The organism is Phocaeicola coprocola (genome assembly GCF_041333015.1).
GTDB lineage: Bacteria > Bacteroidota > Bacteroidia > Bacteroidales > Bacteroidaceae > Phocaeicola > Phocaeicola coprocola.
Genome location: NZ_JBGKGM010000004.1, coordinates 1,149,172 through 1,165,377, shown reverse-complemented (window position 1 = coordinate 1,165,377; position 16,206 = coordinate 1,149,172). Strand labels below are relative to the sequence as shown.

Genomic DNA, 16,206 nt, shown 5'->3' with positions numbered 1-16,206 from the left:
ATCGAGTCTGTAGAGAGAGAAGGAGGTTCTACCGGATAAAATGCCGGGGAACTTCCTCTTTTCGTGTTTTTACTGTAGCAGTAAGCTTTGGGGATTTTATAATAAATATTCGAGTTTGGAAAAATTGTTTAGGCGTAGCTTGGAAATGTATTAGAACACTGCTGGATTTGTGCTATCTTTGTGCCTGAAATATTTTAACCTGTATGACAGATTACTTGAATGAACTGAATGAAAGTCAGCGTGCTGCGGTGTTATACAATGATGGTCCTTCTCTTGTTATTGCAGGAGCCGGATCGGGAAAAACCCGTGTGCTGACTTATAAGATAGCTTATCTGCTGGATAACGGTTATGAGCCGTGGTCTATTCTTGCTCTGACTTTTACCAATAAGGCTGCACGTGAGATGAAGGAACGTATTGCGCGTCGGGTAGGAGCGGAACGTGCGCGATACTTATGGATGGGGACTTTCCATTCTATCTTTTCACGTATTTTGCGTACGGAAGCGGCTGCCATTGGTTTTTCTGCAAATTTTACTATTTATGATGCCGCCGATTCGAAAAGTCTGATCAAGGCCATTATCAAAGAAATGCAGCTGGACGATAAAGTGTATAAGCCGGGAGTGGTACAGTCGCGTATCAGTAATGCCAAAAATCATCTGATGCTTCCCGATGCCTATGCTGCCAGTCGTGAACTTTATGAAAATGACCAGGCTGCTAAAATACCGGCTGTGCGCGATATTTACCGGAGATACTGGGAGCGTTGCCGGCAGAGTGATGCCATGGATTTTGACGACTTGCTAGTTTACACCTATATATTGTTTCAGACACATCCGGAACTGTGTGACAAGTATGCTTCTCGCTTCCGCTATGTTTTGGTAGATGAGTATCAGGATACTAACTATGCACAACATTGCATTGTACTGCAACTTACAGAAAAATATCGCCATGTCTGTGTTGTAGGTGATGATGCGCAGAGTATTTACTCTTTCCGCGGAGCGAACATCGACAATATTCTGAAGTTTACAAGTTTATATAAGGATGCCCGCTTGTTTAAGCTGGAACAGAATTATCGTTCTACGCAGACCATTGTCAAGGCGGCAAACAGTCTTATAGAGAAAAACAGGGAGCAGATACGTAAGGAAGTTTTCTCTGAAAACGATAAGGGAGAACCTATTACGGTATTCAATGCTTACAGCGATGTGGAAGAAGGGGAGATTGTTGCAAACAAGATAGCCCAGCTCCGGACCAAAAAAGGATATTCATACGATGAATTTGCTGTATTGTATCGTACGAATGCCCAAAGCCGTATCTTCGAAGAGGCATTACGCAAGAGGGGAGTTCCTTACCGTATTTACGGAGGCTTGTCTTTCTATCAGCGTAAGGAAATAAAAGATGTGATAGCTTATTTCCGCTTGGCTGTCAATCCGAATGATGAGGAGGCTTTCAAGCGTGTTATCAATTATCCGGCAAGGGGGATAGGCAATACTACATTAAATAAGATTATTGATGCAGCCAATGTGCATAGAGTAAGCTTGTGGAAGGTGTTGAACGAACCGCTGACTTATGGAGTATCTTTGACGAAAGGCACTCACACCAAATTGCAGGCATTCCGTGATTTGATTGCCGGATTTGTAGAAGCGGTTTCGCATACCGGAGCCTACGAGTTGGGAAAAGACATTGTCCGTCAGTCGGGTATCATCAATGATATTTATCAGGACCGTTCGCCTGAGAATTTGAGCCGGCAGGAAAACATTGAAGAATTGATAAACGGTATGCACGATTTCTGTGCCGGTCGGGAAGAAGAAGGCAATACGCATATCCTGCTTACTGATTATTTGTCGGAAGTGTCGTTGCTTACTGATCAGGACAGTGAAGGGGCTGATGATGCACCCAAGGTGACATTGATGACCATTCATTCGGCAAAGGGACTGGAGTTTAAGAATGTTTTTGTTGTAGGCTTGGAGGAAAATTTGTTTCCTAGTCCGATGGCTGGCGATTCATACAAGCAGCTTGAGGAAGAACGCCGGTTGTTTTATGTAGCTATTACCCGTGCGGAAGAACACTGTTTTCTGTCGTTTGCCAAGACTCGTTTTAAATACGGTAAGGTGGAATTCAGTAATCCCAGTCGTTTCTTAAAAGATATAGATGCCAGATATTTGAACCTGCCTCAGGAGGATATCGTTTCCCGAAAGGTAGAAGAGGGGGCGAAGCGTTTTCGCCGTGAAATGGATTCGGACACTCCGCGGTATATATCTGGTAATTCGCCGTCGATGTTTGATGGAGGTGAAATTCCCGAAGAACCTCGTCGCTTCGTCAAGCCGGCTGCTCCACGTGTACTGCGTAGAATCCCTGCGGCGGAAACTTCTGTCGGAACTTCTGCTTCTTCTCCTGCTGTAAATGGAGTTTGTGCCGGAAAGCAGATAGAACACGAACGTTTCGGTATAGGCGAGATTATTAAAGTTGAAGGAAGTGGAGATAACTGTAAGGCAACGGTACGCTTCCGTAATGCGGGAGAAAAGCAGTTGCTGCTGAAGTTTGCACGGTTTAAAATAATAGAATAAAGATTGATAAATATATGTTGGATGTAACAAAAGTTCCTTCTCCCTGTTATGTTATGGAAGAAGATTTGCTCAGAAAGAACCTGAGTCTGATAAAAAGTGTGGCAGAACGTGCCGGTGTGGAAATTATTCTTGCTTTCAAGGCTTTTGCCATGTGGAAATCGTTTCCGATATTCCGTGAATATATTCATTACACAACAGCAAGTTCTGAATACGAAGCCAGACTGGCTTTCGAAGAGTTTGGCAGCAAGGCTCATACGTATTCTCCTGCTTATACAGAGACCAATTTTCCTGCTTTTCTGAAGTATAGCAGTCATATTACGTTCAATTCGCTGTCGCAGTTCGAGCGTTTTTATCCGCAGGCAAAGGCTTATCCGGAACATGTATCTTGTGGTATTCGTGTGAATCCAGAGTATTCGGAAGTGGAAGTAGAACTTTATAATCCTTGTGCTCCCGGAACCCGTTTCGGTGTGACTGCCGATTTGCTTCCCGACCGTTTGCCCGAAGGAATTGAAGGCTTTCATTGTCATTGTCATTGTGAGTCGAGTTCGTATGAGCTGGAACGTACACTGAAACACATTGAAGAAAAGTTCTCTCGCTGGTTCCCTCAATTGAAATGGCTGAATTTGGGTGGGGGACACCTGATGACACGTAAAGACTACGATGTGGAACACCTTATCGGACTGTTGAAAGGTTTGCGTGAATGCTATCCGAATCTTCAGATTATTCTGGAACCGGGATCAGCCTTTACCTGGCAGACCGGACCGCTGGTAGCATCGGTTGTCGATGTGGTAGAGAGCAGAGGTATACGTACGGCTATTCTTGACGTGAGCTTTACCTGTCACATGCCCGACTGTCTGGAAATGCCTTATCAGCCTAAGGTGCGCAATGCCGAAACCCTTCCGCCTGATGCTGTGAAGACTGCTGCTCGTGAGGACCATGTTTATCGTTTGGGCGGAAACAGCTGCTTGAGTGGTGACTATATGGGCAGTTGGAAGTTCGATCATGAATTGCAGATAGGCGAACGCATCATATTCGAAGATATGATTCATTATACGATGGTGAAGACAAACATGTTTAATGGAATTCATCATCCTTCTGTTGCTTTGCTCCACACTGATGGAGAACTGGAGGTGTATAAAACCTTCCGTTATGAAGATTATCGCGACAGAATGTGTTGATTATAAGTTACTTCTGATTGTAAGTCATAGCGTCCGTACACCTTCGAACAGGCTTGTGCGGACGTTTTTTATTGAAGATGCCTGACGGTTGGGATAGCTGTCGTTATCTTTCAAAAAAAATCGTACAAAGGTTGCTGGCTTTTGTACAAAAAATAAAAAAATATCGAGATGTTTTTCCTTAAATATGCTGAAGTTTTTTTCTACTTTCCCTGAATCTTGTTTTTGGAGGAAAAGAACGCCTAAAAAGGCAAAAAATAGCGAAATAGAGCATTTGTTTTGAGTTTCAAGTGGTTGTGGCAGTCGTTGGCTTTAGTTGGCAGTGACAAGGAAATGAGGAAAAAGCAGATTAGAGAAGTAGAAACGCTTTCAAATCATTACCCAATGGAAACGCCCTAATAAGCATTTTTAACGGTGCCGGTTCAATCTTCTCCATTCTGCGTAGGTTTCAATTTTGCCATGCAGCTCTCATAGTTTAATTTTGCACCGAACAAAAAAGTAAGGAATTATGAGATGCACTTTCAAGACAGTCTTCTATGTAAATGGAAGCAAGGAGAGAAACGGAATTGTCCCTATCATGGGACGTGTGACAATCAACGGAACTATCGCACAGTTCAGTTGCAAGCAGAGCGTTACCAAGGCTATCTGGGATGCCAAGGGCAACAGAGCCATAGGTAAGAGTAAGGAAGCCAAGGAGGTGAACTTCGTGCTTGACAACATCAAGGCGCAAATCGCCAAGCATTACCAACGTCTTTCCGACCGTGAGGCGTTCGTTACCGCTGAAATGGTGAGAAATGCCTACCAAGGCATTGGCACGGAGTACGAGACTTTGCTCAGAGCTTTTGACAAGGAGAACGCCGCCTTTGCCAAGCGTGTCGGCAAGGACAGGGCAAAGACTACTTACAACAAGTACCTAACGGTGAGAAAGTATGTTGCCGAGTTCATCAAGTATCAGTACAAGCGCAGCGACATGTCCATGAATGAGCTTACCGAGGAGTTCATCCGTGACTATTGTCTGTACTTGAAGAATGTGGTAGGACTTGCGCAGTCCTCCATTTGGATTTACTCCATTCCGCTGAAACATATCGTTACGACCGCACACTACAATGGCAAGATACCGAGAAATCCATTTGCCATGTACCATGTTGACCCAGACCACAAGGAACGTGAGTTCTTGACATTGGACGAGCTAACCGCCATGACTGAGATAAAGTTGGAAGGCCCAAACATGGCTTTTGCGAGAGACCTTTTCATTTTTGGTTGTTGGACAGGTATCTCTTTCATAGACATCAAGAACTTGACGGAGGACAACATCTGTATAGTTAATGGTGCTCCTTGGATTGTGTCGAAGCGTCAGAAGACAGGTGTACCATTCCAAATCAAGCTGATGGATATACCTATACAGATTATTGAGAGATACAAATCATTCAGAAAAGACTGTCACTTATTCCATATTGGTGACCATGGAACTATCAATAAGCATATCAAGCGAGTTGCTGCAATGTGTGGTATCAAAAAGCAAGTTTCGTTCCACGTATCTCGTCATAGTTGGGCAGTTTTGGCTTTAGAATATGGTATGCCGATAGAGAGCGTGAGCAAGATTCTCGGTCACACGAACATCACCACAACACAGATATACGCCAGTGCGCCCAGAATGGTCGCTTAATAAATACTTCTTTAGCAAGAAGTTAGGATTGGGTTCGATATAATCCTATCGTCAATCAGTTTATCCAAAGGGGAAACCCGATGGGGAGTGTAGCATACTGATTAAAGCTCCAAGTCCACTAATAGTCAGGTGGCGACTGAGGGGCAAGACGAAAAGACATACATAAGGATGAAGCCTTGATTGGTTGAATGATAGTTCAGTGGTACCAAATCTTGCAACAACGGAAGACTATTATACATACGTTGTTTCATAGTACTCTGCCTATTTTGTGCGTTAGTGCAGAGCATAAAGAACCGACTATGACACAGCCGCAATAAGCGGACAAGAACGAAAGTCGCATCCGACAGTATGTCGTGCTAATAGTTATTAAGAGAACTAACTGGGGATTACCTAAGTCGGAACGCTGGAACAAACAGCTATAAAGAAAGCTTTTGAATATCCGATATGGTAACGGAACTTCCGTAGTAGTCCGAGCAAGGGAAAGCCTTGTACATGGCGAAGGGAAGTAGTCTGTAACTTTAATACAAACAACGGAAAACGTGAGAGACGTATGAGAAATCCAGAGCAAGTATTAAACATTTTAGCTGGACACAGCAATGAGCCCGAGTATAAATACGAAAGGCTTTACCGTATTCTATTCAATGAACAGATGTTCTTTGTCGCCTACCAACGTATGTGTGCAAAGCCGGGCAACATGACACCCGGCACAGATGGCAAAACTGAGGATGAAATGAGCATTGACAGGATAAACAAACTCATAGAGAGTATAAAGGATGAGACTTATAGTCCCAATCCTGCAAAGAGAACTTACATTCCGAAAAAGAATGGGAAGATGCGTCCGCTAGGAATACCGTCTTTTGAAGACAAATTGGTTCAAGAGGTAGTAAGAATGGTGCTTGAAGCCATATATGAGGGACACTTTGAGTGGACATCGCACGGTTTCAGACCCAACCGAAGCTGCCACACAGCACTGAAAAGTCTACAAAACAATTTCAACGGTGCAAAATGGTTCATTGAGGGAGATATAAAAGGCTTCTTTGACAACATAGACCATAATGTGCTGATAGAAATAATGAAAGGCAGAATAGCAGACGACAGATTTCTTCGTCTGATACGGAAATTCCTCAATGCAGGGTACATGGAAGAGTGGCAATTCAACAAGACTTATTCAGGGACACCGCAAGGTGGTATCATAAGCCCTATTTTGGCAAACATATACCTAGACAAGTTCGATAAGTACATGGATGAATATGCCAACAAATTCAATAAAGGGACAGCAAGAAGCCGCAACAAGGATATTTGCAAACTCAACAGCAGAGTACACTACCTAAAACGTAGGATAAATGAAGTAGAGGATGTAAACGTAAGAACAAGGATGGTAGAAGAACTGCACGAAAAGCAGAAGCTGATACTTACAATGCCAAGTGGCAATGATATGGATGTAAACTTTCGCAGGTTGAAATACGTGCGCTATGCCGATGATTTCCTTATCGGAGTTATCGGAACGAAAAACGAATGTGAGAGAATCAAAGCTGACATCACTAAGTTTATGCAGGAAAAGTTAAGACTGGAGATGTCACAGGAAAAGACTTTGATTACAAATGCACAAGACAGCGCAAAATTTTTGGGTTACGAAATATATGTCCGTAAAGACTATGCCACAAAGAGAAACAGTAACGGAACAGTGCGCAGATACTTCAATGGGAACGTGATATTGCACGTTTCAAGAGAAGTAATCAAGAACAAGCTGCTCAGCCTCGAAGCCATGAAAGTTGTCACCAAACACGGCAAGGAGACATGGGTGTCAAAAGGCAGGACTTATATGATTGACAATGAAGCGCACGAGATTGTATCTCAGTTTAATACCGAAATACGAGGGTTCTACAACTATTACTCAATAGCAAACAATGCATCGGCTTTGGGACGCTCTTTCGGCTGTATTATGAAGTTCTCCATGTACAAAACTCTTGCTCAAAAGCTGAATATGTCAGTGAGAAAAGTCATTGAAAGATACCGCAAGGACAATCTCTTTGCAGTGCCTTTTGTAAACAAGGGAGGAGAAACCAAGTACAGGGTATTCTATAATGAGGGGTATGCCCGTAAAACGGATTGTGAAACAGCCCCAAGTGACAATCTGCCGTACATGTTCAAAACGCCATCGTTGAGTCTGATAGAAAGGCTTACAACAAAAACGTGCGAACTATGTGGCAAGCACGGAGAAGTGGTAATGCACCATGTCCGCACACTCAAAGAGTTAAAAGGTAAAAATGACTGGGAACGCAAAATGCTCTACATGCACAGAAAGACTTTGGTTGTATGTGCGGAGTGTAACGCAAAAATCCAGAGATGTGTCAAGTAAGATGATGTTACAGATGGAGAGCCGTATACATGGAGACGTGTAAGTACGGTTCGGGGGCAGGCAAACGAAAACCTACCGCTGTAAAGCGGAAAGGCGTTGTTTGCCGAGCCTACAGGTGACAAGTAACAAACTTGACCATGACATATCTGTTTTTGAAAGTCGAATCAAGGGACATTTGCCTGTAATAGGAGGAATGGTATGAAAAGGACAATTATCACTATGGACGGAAATGGGACACTTTCCATTCCGTCCAACTTAGAGAACTTGTGGATGGGTGAAGGCGAGTTGGTGAATATATTTCATGCCACAGCTCCCAAACTCAACTCTGTGATACGAGCCATATATAAGGAAGGTATGCTGTCTATGTCAGAAGTTCAACGCAAGGACAAAACTTCCGTTGGCGTTTGGCAAACGCTGTATAGTTTTCCGATGATAGTTACCATTAGCTTTCGTCTCCACTCTTTTGGCGCAGCACAACTTCGTGATGCAATCCTCAAGAGATTGTACGGAGCAAAAGAGAAAAGTACCATAATCCTACAACTCTATGGAGGTACAAACACCTTTAGCTAAATATGATTGAATACTTGGCAGTTTAGTGAGGTGCTGTCGTACTGATTCATTGTCGTATCGAGAAGTGTTGTCGTGAGAAAAAGCAGAACTTTTGATGTCATACGTTTTATATGTTTATCGTATGACATGTAAAACGTATGACATACAGGAATACATTTTTGTTCATCCCGAGGAACGGTTTCTTTGTAAGCCTTTCTTCGGGATTTTTCGTTTTACCTTATTCCCCAAAGCTACATCAAACACCTTGATTTTCTATCTTTTAACACTGTCGGTTCAAACTTCTCCATTCTGCGTAGGTTTGAGTTTTGTATTTTGATTTTCCGCCATTACCTTTGCAACTTTAATTTTTATAAGTTACAAAGGAGAATTTATGAACATGACAAATGACAACAAACTGCCAGTCGAAGTTGCTACCATGCAGCCACAGGCACCACCTCCACCAAACGAGGTGTTCATCCGTGTTGGCACAACCTTATACAAGGTGGTTGACCAACCTACTATCAATGGAGGGAAGGTAAGAAAGCGCATCCCTTGGAACATGGAAACCTTGCGTCAGGACTACGGCAAGGAGTTCATCAAGTATGTCCACAAGTATGACGGATTCTGTACCGTTCCCGAACATGTGAACCACCGAACTGTAATAGACGGTTTTCTCAATCTCTACGAGCCGATAAGCCACAAGCCAATGAAAGGGGATTTTCCGAACATCAAGAAATTGCTTTTTCACATCTTCGGTGAGCAATACGAGCTTGGCATGGACTATCTGCAACTGCTCTATCTCAGACCTGTGCAGAAACTTCCAATTCTTTTGCTTGTGTCTGAGGAGAGGAACACAGGCAAGACCACGTTCTTGAACTTTCTGAAAGCGTTGTTCCAAGACAACGTTACGTTCAATACCAACGAGGACTTCCGCAGTCAGTTCAATGCAGATTGGGCTGGCAAGCTGCTCATAGTCGTGGATGAGGTGCTACTCAGTCGCAGGGAGGATTCTGAGCGTTTAAAGAATCTCAGCACCACACTCTCTTACAAGGTGGAAGCCAAGGGCAAGGACAGAAACGAGATTTCTTTCTTTGCCAAGTTTGTGCTGTGCTCCAACAACGAATCCCTGCCTGTCATCATTGACGAGGGCGAGACCCGATATTGGGTGAGGAAGATTTCATCGTTGCAATCTGACGATACCGACTTCTTGGAGAAACTGAAGGCGGAGATACCCGCTTTTCTGTTCCATCTGCAAGGCAGAACGCTATCCACAGAGCACAAGAGCCGAATGTGGTTCGCCCCCGAACAGATAGCGACCGATGCTCTGAGGAGAATCATACGCTGCAACCGTAACAGACTTGAGGTGGAAATGTCGGAGCTGTTCCTTGAGGTCATGGAGAACACTCAAACCGACAGTTTGCAATTCTGCCTCAATGACGCAATAGCCTTGTTGCAATGCAACCACGTGAAAGCGGAGAAGCACCTTGTGCGAAAGATAGTGCAGGACTGTTGGAAGCTGCAACCTTCAGAGAACGCCCTCACCTACACCTCATACGAGTACAACTACAATAGCAGCGGTCACTACTCGCCAACAAAACGTGTGGGCAGGTTCTACACTGTAACGATGGACAAGCTAAATAGCATATAATTTTGTTGAATTGTTGAATATGATGAAAGAAGTGTTGAATATCAAGTATTTAAGGCTCAACATTTTCTCAACAAATCTCTCAACAAAAGAAAGAGACTGTTGAAAAGAGAAAACATGACAGCTAATGCCTGTCTTTCTCTTTTGCCCAGTGATTTTGTTGAAAAGAACCATTTGTTGAGAGTTTGTTGAGAAGATAAGTATTTGACTATCATGCCAATACATGCCATTCTCAACAATTCATCAGAAATACATACACCACTTAATCCACAGTAAAACATGAACATTCAAGAAGCAAAGCAAATCAAGATTGCAGACTACCTGCAAAGTTTGGGACACCGCCCTGTCAAGCAGCAGGGCGCAAACCTTTGGTACAAGTCACCGCTGAGAAATGAGAGCGAGGCATCTTTCAAGGTGAACACCATGATGAACAGTTGGTTCGATTTCGGAATGGGCAAGGGCGGCAACATCATCACCCTTGCGTCATACCTCTACGCATCAGACAGCTTGCCATATCTCTTGGACAAGATGGAGAAGCAAGCACCCCATGTACGCCCGACCGACTTTTCTTTCCCTCAGCAAGCTTCCGAGCCGAGTTTTGAGAGATTAGAGGTTAGGGAACTTAACCATCCTGCACTCCTACGCTATCTGAGCGAGCGGAATATTGACCTGTGCATCGCCCGAAAGGAATGTGTGGAACTCCACTTCTCGCATAATGGCAAGAACTACTTCGCCATCGGCTTCAAGAACAAGTCGGGCGGTTACGAGGTCCGTAACCGATTCTTCAAGGGTTGCATGTCCCCCAAGGACATCACACATATCCGACAGCAAGGCGAGCCAAGATACGCTTGCTATGTGTTCGAGGGCATGATGGACTATCTTTCCTTTCTCTCGTTACGCATGGAGAAGTTTCCGTCTTGTCCGTCATTGGAAGCGCAGGACTACGTGATACTCAACTCAACAAGCAACGTTGACAAGGCTATTGACGCACTACACGGCTACGAGCGCATCAGTTGTCTGCTCGACAACGACGAGGCTGGGCGGAAGGCAACGCTTGCCATCGAGACTGCCCTCGGCTACCATGTGAGGGACGCATCCCACTTGTACAGTGAGTACAAAGACTTGAACGACTATCTGTGCGGAGTTAAATCCAAACAGTCTGTACACCAAGTACAGCCTGTTAAGCAAACCGTTCCACCTCGAAAGAGAGGCGCAGCCTTGGGCATATAGGCGGTTCCTGCTCCAATGGCTATTCTGAACGGAAAAGCCATAGCTCAATAGGGCGTTTTCTTGACGCAGTGGCACGCCACCGCTAAAAACACCCATTTGAGCAAAGGGGCATCCCCTTTTGAAACCCCGTGAGCCATGCGCAGGGCGCAATGCGGCAAGCGGAATTGTACAACTCAAAAACAAGTTTATTATGGGACATTTCAGTTTGGATTTCAAGAAGGCAAAGGGCAGCTCGGACGCAAGGGAATCAGACCACATAGAACGCAAGGTGATACCCGACAACGCTGACCCTACGAGAACTCACCTCAACCGTGAGCTTGTCAAGATGCCGAGCGGTGTGTATGGTCGTGATGAAGCAATCGCCCACCGCATCAAGACGGCAGGCATCAAGCGTAAGATAACCAACGACCAGGTGAGGGTGATAAGAACCATGCTGTCTGGAACGCACGAGGACATGATGAACATCGCAGCCAATGGGCAGCTTGATGATTGGTGCAACGACAGCTTGAAATGGTTACAAGACACGTTTGGCAAGGAAAATGTTGTTTCGGTTGTTCTGCACATGGACGAGCACACGCCACACCTCCATGCCTCCATCGTTCCAATAGTGATAGGCGAGCGGAGAAAGGCAAGAAGCAAACCTACGGAAGAGGGCAAGCGGACATACCGCAAGAAAGCCAATGCCGTGAGACTGTGTGCCGATGATGTGCTCAACCGAGACAAAATGATTGGCTATCACGACAGCTATGCTGAAGCCATGAGCAAGTATGGCTTGAAGAGAGGGGTCCGTGGATCAGATGCGAGGCATACCACCACGGCACAGTATTATCGCAACATCAAGCGAGAGACCGAGAGACTTCAAAACTGTATGAAGCTGCTGCAATCTGATATTGAGGAAGCACAGCGACTTCTACAACAAACCAAGAGTGAAATCAGCACGGAGAAACTACAGGCTGCTAAGATGGAAGCCAAGACAGCCTTTGTGTCGAAGATTGGTTCTCTTTTAGGTAGTGGAAAATTGAAGGAGGTGGAGCAACACAACCGAAAGTTGTGCGAGCTTGTGACAAACCGAGAGCAATACATTGACGAACTCCATGAGAAGGTGCAGCGTATGGAGGACAGCCATAGCAAACAGCTTGACGAGATACAGTGGAAGCACCAATCGGAGGTCGCGAATTTGGAGAGCAAGCACACCACGGAGATAACGATGCTCAACAACATTATCCGCAAAGCCAAGCGTTGGTTCCCGATGTTGGAGGCACGCTTGCAAATGGAAGACCTGTGCAGGAGGGTTGGCTTTACCGTTGAACAAATTGGGGTGCTTCTTACAGGAAAGGCACTCAACTTTAGCGGTTCACTCTATTCCGAGGAGCACAGAAGAAAGTTCAATGTAGTGAATGCAGAAATTAATGTATTCTCTGATTCTACCAAGCCGAACCAACTATTTTTGTATATAAATAGACAAACTATGGTTGAATGGTTTAAGGAACAGTGGAATAATATAAGGTTAAAAACACAGCGTCGTTTCAAACTTTAATATACTTTTTGCAAGAACAAAGAAGGCAGCTTACTTTTTTTGGGTAAACCGCCTCTTTGTTGTTGCTTTTACAATTGATATGTTAGAGATAGCATAACATTTCCAGAATGTTGTTTGTATCTAACATAGGATGTGTAAGTTGGTGTAACATTTTGTTTTAACCAATTGATTCCGTTAAGGTGAAAGATATTCGTGCCAGAAAGTTTGCATGTGAATTTCTTGATTTTATAGGAAATGGAAAAATCAATATCTCGCAATATCTTACTTCCGCTTGTATTCTCTATCTTGTTCCACTTGCCGGTAACAAAACTGGCGAACTTGTTCTTCGCAAATATGAGCTTTGCAGTTCCACCAAATTCCTTGTCACTAGAATCAATGTTTAAGTCGGTGACTTTGTTTGTCAACTTGTTGTACAAGCCATCAACCTCAACATTGAAAGGAATCTTAAAGCGTGAGACGAAACCTAAGTCTGTCTTTAAGTTCCCTATCAACATTTTACACGGAATGGAATTGTATGCAATTTCGTTTCGATTCCATAAAAATGTTGTGGTCAGTTTGGCATCAATAGGCAAGTTGCCCAATCCTTTGTTGGCATATAAAGTTGCATTTACGGTTTCCTTTTTTCCTCCATCCATATAATTTTGGCTGTGTAATAAACCGTCATTCTGATAGTTCAGCATTTCGGTGTTATCAGCCTTCTCATAAGTCAAATACATAAATATAATTGTTCTGCTATACAAACTATACAACTTATAAGCAATATTCATGTTCAGGGCGTTGTTGCCCAACCTTGAATATGAGGAAGCATCTGTGACCTCATCGTAGCTATTGATGACAGAAAGTCTCGAAAGTGCTTCAATATCGGTTGGCACATATTTGTAACTCAGTCCAAATGCAACAGAGTGTTGCTGACTGAAACGTAATTCTGTTGCAAAGGATGGCTCCCACTTGATTATAGACTTTGTCGCTAGTCCATTAATGTTTGTATTATTCCCATAATCAGAAAATCTAACGCCTGCATCAAACCTAAAGAGACCTTTGTTCTTCATGAGCCCCCCATAAATCCCGAAATTGTGACTGTTCAAATGTTCGCTATCTACATTTTGGTCTATCCATGAATCGTAGTTCTGAGTGGACAACTCCCATTTCAAGTTGATTTTATGGAAAATAGGAAATACATATCCTACAGCACCTGCCACATTCAGCTTCTTCAAACCTCTATCTATATAGTAAGAACCATCAGCCTGTGTATATTCGATAGGCAATTCGTAAGAGGAAAGAATGTCCAAGTTTCTGTCTGACTTAGAAAAAGCGAAATCTACACTTCCATAAAGCAAGCCTTTGCCTATCAACGAATTTAAGCTGACCTGCTGTAAAGCATTAAATCCTTTGTTTTTGTCATTGTCTGCATTTCTATCGGAATTATTGTTGTAATAATCCATGATAGACATACTGTTTCTCATATCGCAATATGCCAACTTCGTTTGGAAACGCAAGCTTGTGTATTGATTGACATCCCATTTTTGGCTGAGGTTAAATGAACTGAAGCTGCCTCTTTTCTTGCCATTCTCTTCTGTTGACTTACGTATGTTTTCCTGCGCCATCTTTATATGTTGTTCCGTTGACAATGCAGACTTTGCATCCATTTCATTGTGGATTACACCTATTGTGGCCTTATAGTGTGAAGACGGTTTCAATGTTAAATTGACATTGCCAATACCTGAAGTCCTTTTGTATTCGTCATTACTTGGCATCAAGACATTTCTTTCTGCACTGGAAAGGCTCAATTGCGCAAATCCATTGGTTGTTTTTACTCCTGTAAGACCGCCATTGGCATTGAGATAGTCCATTATAGAGAATACAGCCTCATTGGTGTTGTTCGCATTTGCTATGATGGATGCAGATACTTTATTGCCCATCTTTAAAGCTGAGTTCTTGCTGTCAAACTTGTTCTTCATACCGCCACCTTCTGTAAAGTTGCCTGCCCATTTGTTATGGAAGTCCTTATTTATAAGGTTTAATGCTGTCGTCTCTTTTGAATTAAAAGAGTTGCCGACATTTCCATCATTATAGTTACTAAGCAACTCCACACCAGAAGCAAAGTCGGCGGACAAAGTTTTTAGTGTATGTCCTCCTGTAGAAAGCACATCTTCGCCATTGACCAAGAACTTATCTATTTTTTTTCCTTGGTAGGAAACATTTCCCGATTCATCGACTGTCATTCCAGGCAACTTTTTAATGACATCGCTCATGTTCTGTTCACTTCCGTTTTTAAACACATCTGAACTAAATTCAATTGTGTCATTCTTTATTTTCGCCCCTAAGTTTCTACCTTTTATTGTTACCTCAGACAATGTGTAGCTGTCGTCTTTCATCATTAAGTGTAATGGGGTTGCCGGCACTTCTTTATAATGTACTCTCAGTGTAGTATATCCGACACATCTTGCTGTCAACCAAAATGAGGACAAAGCCTTGTTGGATTGAATAGTGAACGAACCATCGTCTTTTGATATTGCATACGAAACGATGGAATGTGCCGCACTATCTTGTGAACATGTAACAGTACAAAAGGGTATGGCTGTATTTTGTGCATCAACAACCATACCCGATATATTCTGTGCTATAGAAAATCTACATATGCAGATTAGCATACATAACAGTAAACTTCTTAAACGCCCCATACTTCCTTATGTTTTATCCTATAAAACTATGACATTGTCATTGCCGCTTTCCTTCAACTCTTCAATCTTTTTCTTCTGTAACTTTTCAAAAGCAGGTTTTTGCATTATTTTTCCTCTTGGTAACTCTATCTTGACTTGCCCTTTTATAGGCAAAATACTTTCTGCCTCATAAATTTCGCTTGATGTCGTCAAGCGGAGTATTGCCCCTGGCAGCCCTATATATCCACAAGGTCCTACGGGGGATGGTATTTCTTGACAGAACCATGCTACTACAGAACGATTTTTCTTATATACGGCCTTTGTACATTTCTTTCCTAAAACTTCTATAGTCTCATCAAAATACAAATCCCATTCATTTTTTAATGAATCAGAAAAAACGACAAACGCCTTATCTACAATGCTTTTTATACTTATTTCCTTATTATCTGTTGTATTTGTATAGTATGAGCCACTTCCTTCAAGTTTGATAACATTGTTATCTATGCCTGTGGTTGAAAATGCACATTCGTTGCCATTAGTAAATAAAGTATAAGTTTTATGCTGATTGGACAATTGATTTATAATCATTTGTCTTTTACTTAAATCACTCATACTATAGACCTCCTTCGGAATTTGCATCACCATATTATAATGTATGGATAATCCTATCTTTTGTGCAGAGACTAATAGACAAGAGACTAAGCATGAAAGCGTGAATAATATAACCCTTTTCATATTTGTACAGAATAGAAAGAAAATATTAAAGAGTAGGCACTCCAATTAAAAAGAGTGCCTACTCATGTAATATGCAGTCGTTGTTGATTAGC

At 42.9% G+C, this 16,206-nt stretch carries 10 protein-coding genes; 8 read left to right on the top strand and 2 right to left on the bottom strand.

What is annotated here, in order from left to right; genetic code table 11:
* Positions 1-203: 203 nt before the first annotated feature.
* The 8 genes from ACDG22_RS15680 (at position 204) to mobV (ending at position 12,719) form a co-directional block, all read left to right on the top strand.
* A complete protein-coding gene (locus ACDG22_RS15680) occupies positions 204-2,558 on the top strand; it encodes an ATP-dependent helicase (protein ID WP_007571381.1) in 2,355 nt (784 codons plus the stop codon).
* A 14-nt stretch (positions 2,559-2,572) separates the two neighbouring features.
* Entirely contained in the window at positions 2,573-3,736 is a 1,164-nt protein-coding gene (nspC, locus tag ACDG22_RS15675; RefSeq protein WP_270230532.1) for a carboxynorspermidine decarboxylase, read from the top strand.
* A gap of 505 nt (positions 3,737-4,241) precedes the next feature.
* Positions 4,242-5,399, top strand: a complete 1,158-nt coding sequence (locus tag ACDG22_RS15670) for a site-specific integrase (RefSeq protein ID WP_333558885.1) — start codon at positions 4,242-4,244, stop codon at positions 5,397-5,399.
* Positions 5,400-5,949: 550 nt separating this feature from the next.
* On the top strand, positions 5,950-7,758 hold the full coding sequence (ltrA, locus tag ACDG22_RS15665) for a group II intron reverse transcriptase/maturase (RefSeq protein ID WP_118047455.1): 1,809 nt from the start codon (positions 5,950-5,952) through the stop codon (positions 7,756-7,758).
* A gap of 198 nt (positions 7,759-7,956) precedes the next feature.
* On the top strand, positions 7,957-8,328 hold the full coding sequence (locus tag ACDG22_RS15660; RefSeq protein ID WP_117922883.1) for a hypothetical protein: 372 nt from the start codon (positions 7,957-7,959) through the stop codon (positions 8,326-8,328).
* A gap of 415 nt (positions 8,329-8,743) precedes the next feature.
* Entirely contained in the window at positions 8,744-9,955 is a 1,212-nt protein-coding gene (locus tag ACDG22_RS15655) for a primase-helicase family protein (RefSeq protein ID WP_153090344.1), read from the top strand.
* Between the two features lie 276 nt (positions 9,956-10,231).
* A complete protein-coding gene (locus ACDG22_RS15650) occupies positions 10,232-11,182 on the top strand; it encodes a toprim domain-containing protein (RefSeq protein ID WP_270669110.1) in 951 nt (316 codons plus the stop codon).
* Positions 11,183-11,372: 190 nt separating this feature from the next.
* Positions 11,373-12,719 (top strand): MobV family relaxase, encoded by a 1,347-nt coding sequence (gene mobV / locus ACDG22_RS15645; protein WP_270672880.1) that lies wholly within the window; start codon positions 11,373-11,375, stop codon positions 12,717-12,719.
* A 68-nt stretch (positions 12,720-12,787) separates the two neighbouring features.
* Here mobV and ACDG22_RS15640 read toward each other — a convergent pair whose 3' ends face one another.
* Entirely contained in the window at positions 12,788-15,322 is a 2,535-nt protein-coding gene (locus ACDG22_RS15640; RefSeq protein WP_370858962.1) for a porin family protein, read from the bottom strand.
* Between the two features lie 96 nt (positions 15,323-15,418).
* Complete coding sequence (locus ACDG22_RS15635) at positions 15,419-16,114, bottom strand: GLPGLI family protein (protein WP_117689189.1); 696 nt, start codon at positions 16,112-16,114, stop codon at positions 15,419-15,421.
* Between the last annotated feature and the right edge of the window lie 92 nt (positions 16,115-16,206).

Bases quoted from the DNA above. Each gene is read 5' to 3' on its own strand.
- ACDG22_RS15670 (WP_333558885.1), top strand. From the start codon at position 4,242: ATGAGATGCACTTTCAAGACAGTCTTCTATGTAAATGGAAGCAAGGAG.
- mobV (WP_270672880.1), top strand. From the start codon at position 11,373: ATGGGACATTTCAGTTTGGATTTCAAGAAGGCAAAGGGCAGCTCGGAC.
- ACDG22_RS15650 (WP_270669110.1), top strand. From the start codon at position 10,232: ATGAACATTCAAGAAGCAAAGCAAATCAAGATTGCAGACTACCTGCAA.
- ltrA (WP_118047455.1), top strand. From the start codon at position 5,950: ATGAGAAATCCAGAGCAAGTATTAAACATTTTAGCTGGACACAGCAAT.
- ACDG22_RS15680 (WP_007571381.1), top strand. From the start codon at position 204: ATGACAGATTACTTGAATGAACTGAATGAAAGTCAGCGTGCTGCGGTG.
- ACDG22_RS15655 (WP_153090344.1), top strand. From the start codon at position 8,744: ATGCAGCCACAGGCACCACCTCCACCAAACGAGGTGTTCATCCGTGTT.
- ACDG22_RS15640 (WP_370858962.1), bottom strand. From the start codon at position 15,322: ATGGTTGTTGATGCACAAAATACAGCCATACCCTTTTGTACTGTTACA.
- ACDG22_RS15635 (WP_117689189.1), bottom strand. From the start codon at position 16,114: ATGAAAAGGGTTATATTATTCACGCTTTCATGCTTAGTCTCTTGTCTA.
- nspC (WP_270230532.1), top strand. From the start codon at position 2,573: ATGTTGGATGTAACAAAAGTTCCTTCTCCCTGTTATGTTATGGAAGAA.
- ACDG22_RS15660 (WP_117922883.1), top strand. From the start codon at position 7,957: ATGAAAAGGACAATTATCACTATGGACGGAAATGGGACACTTTCCATT.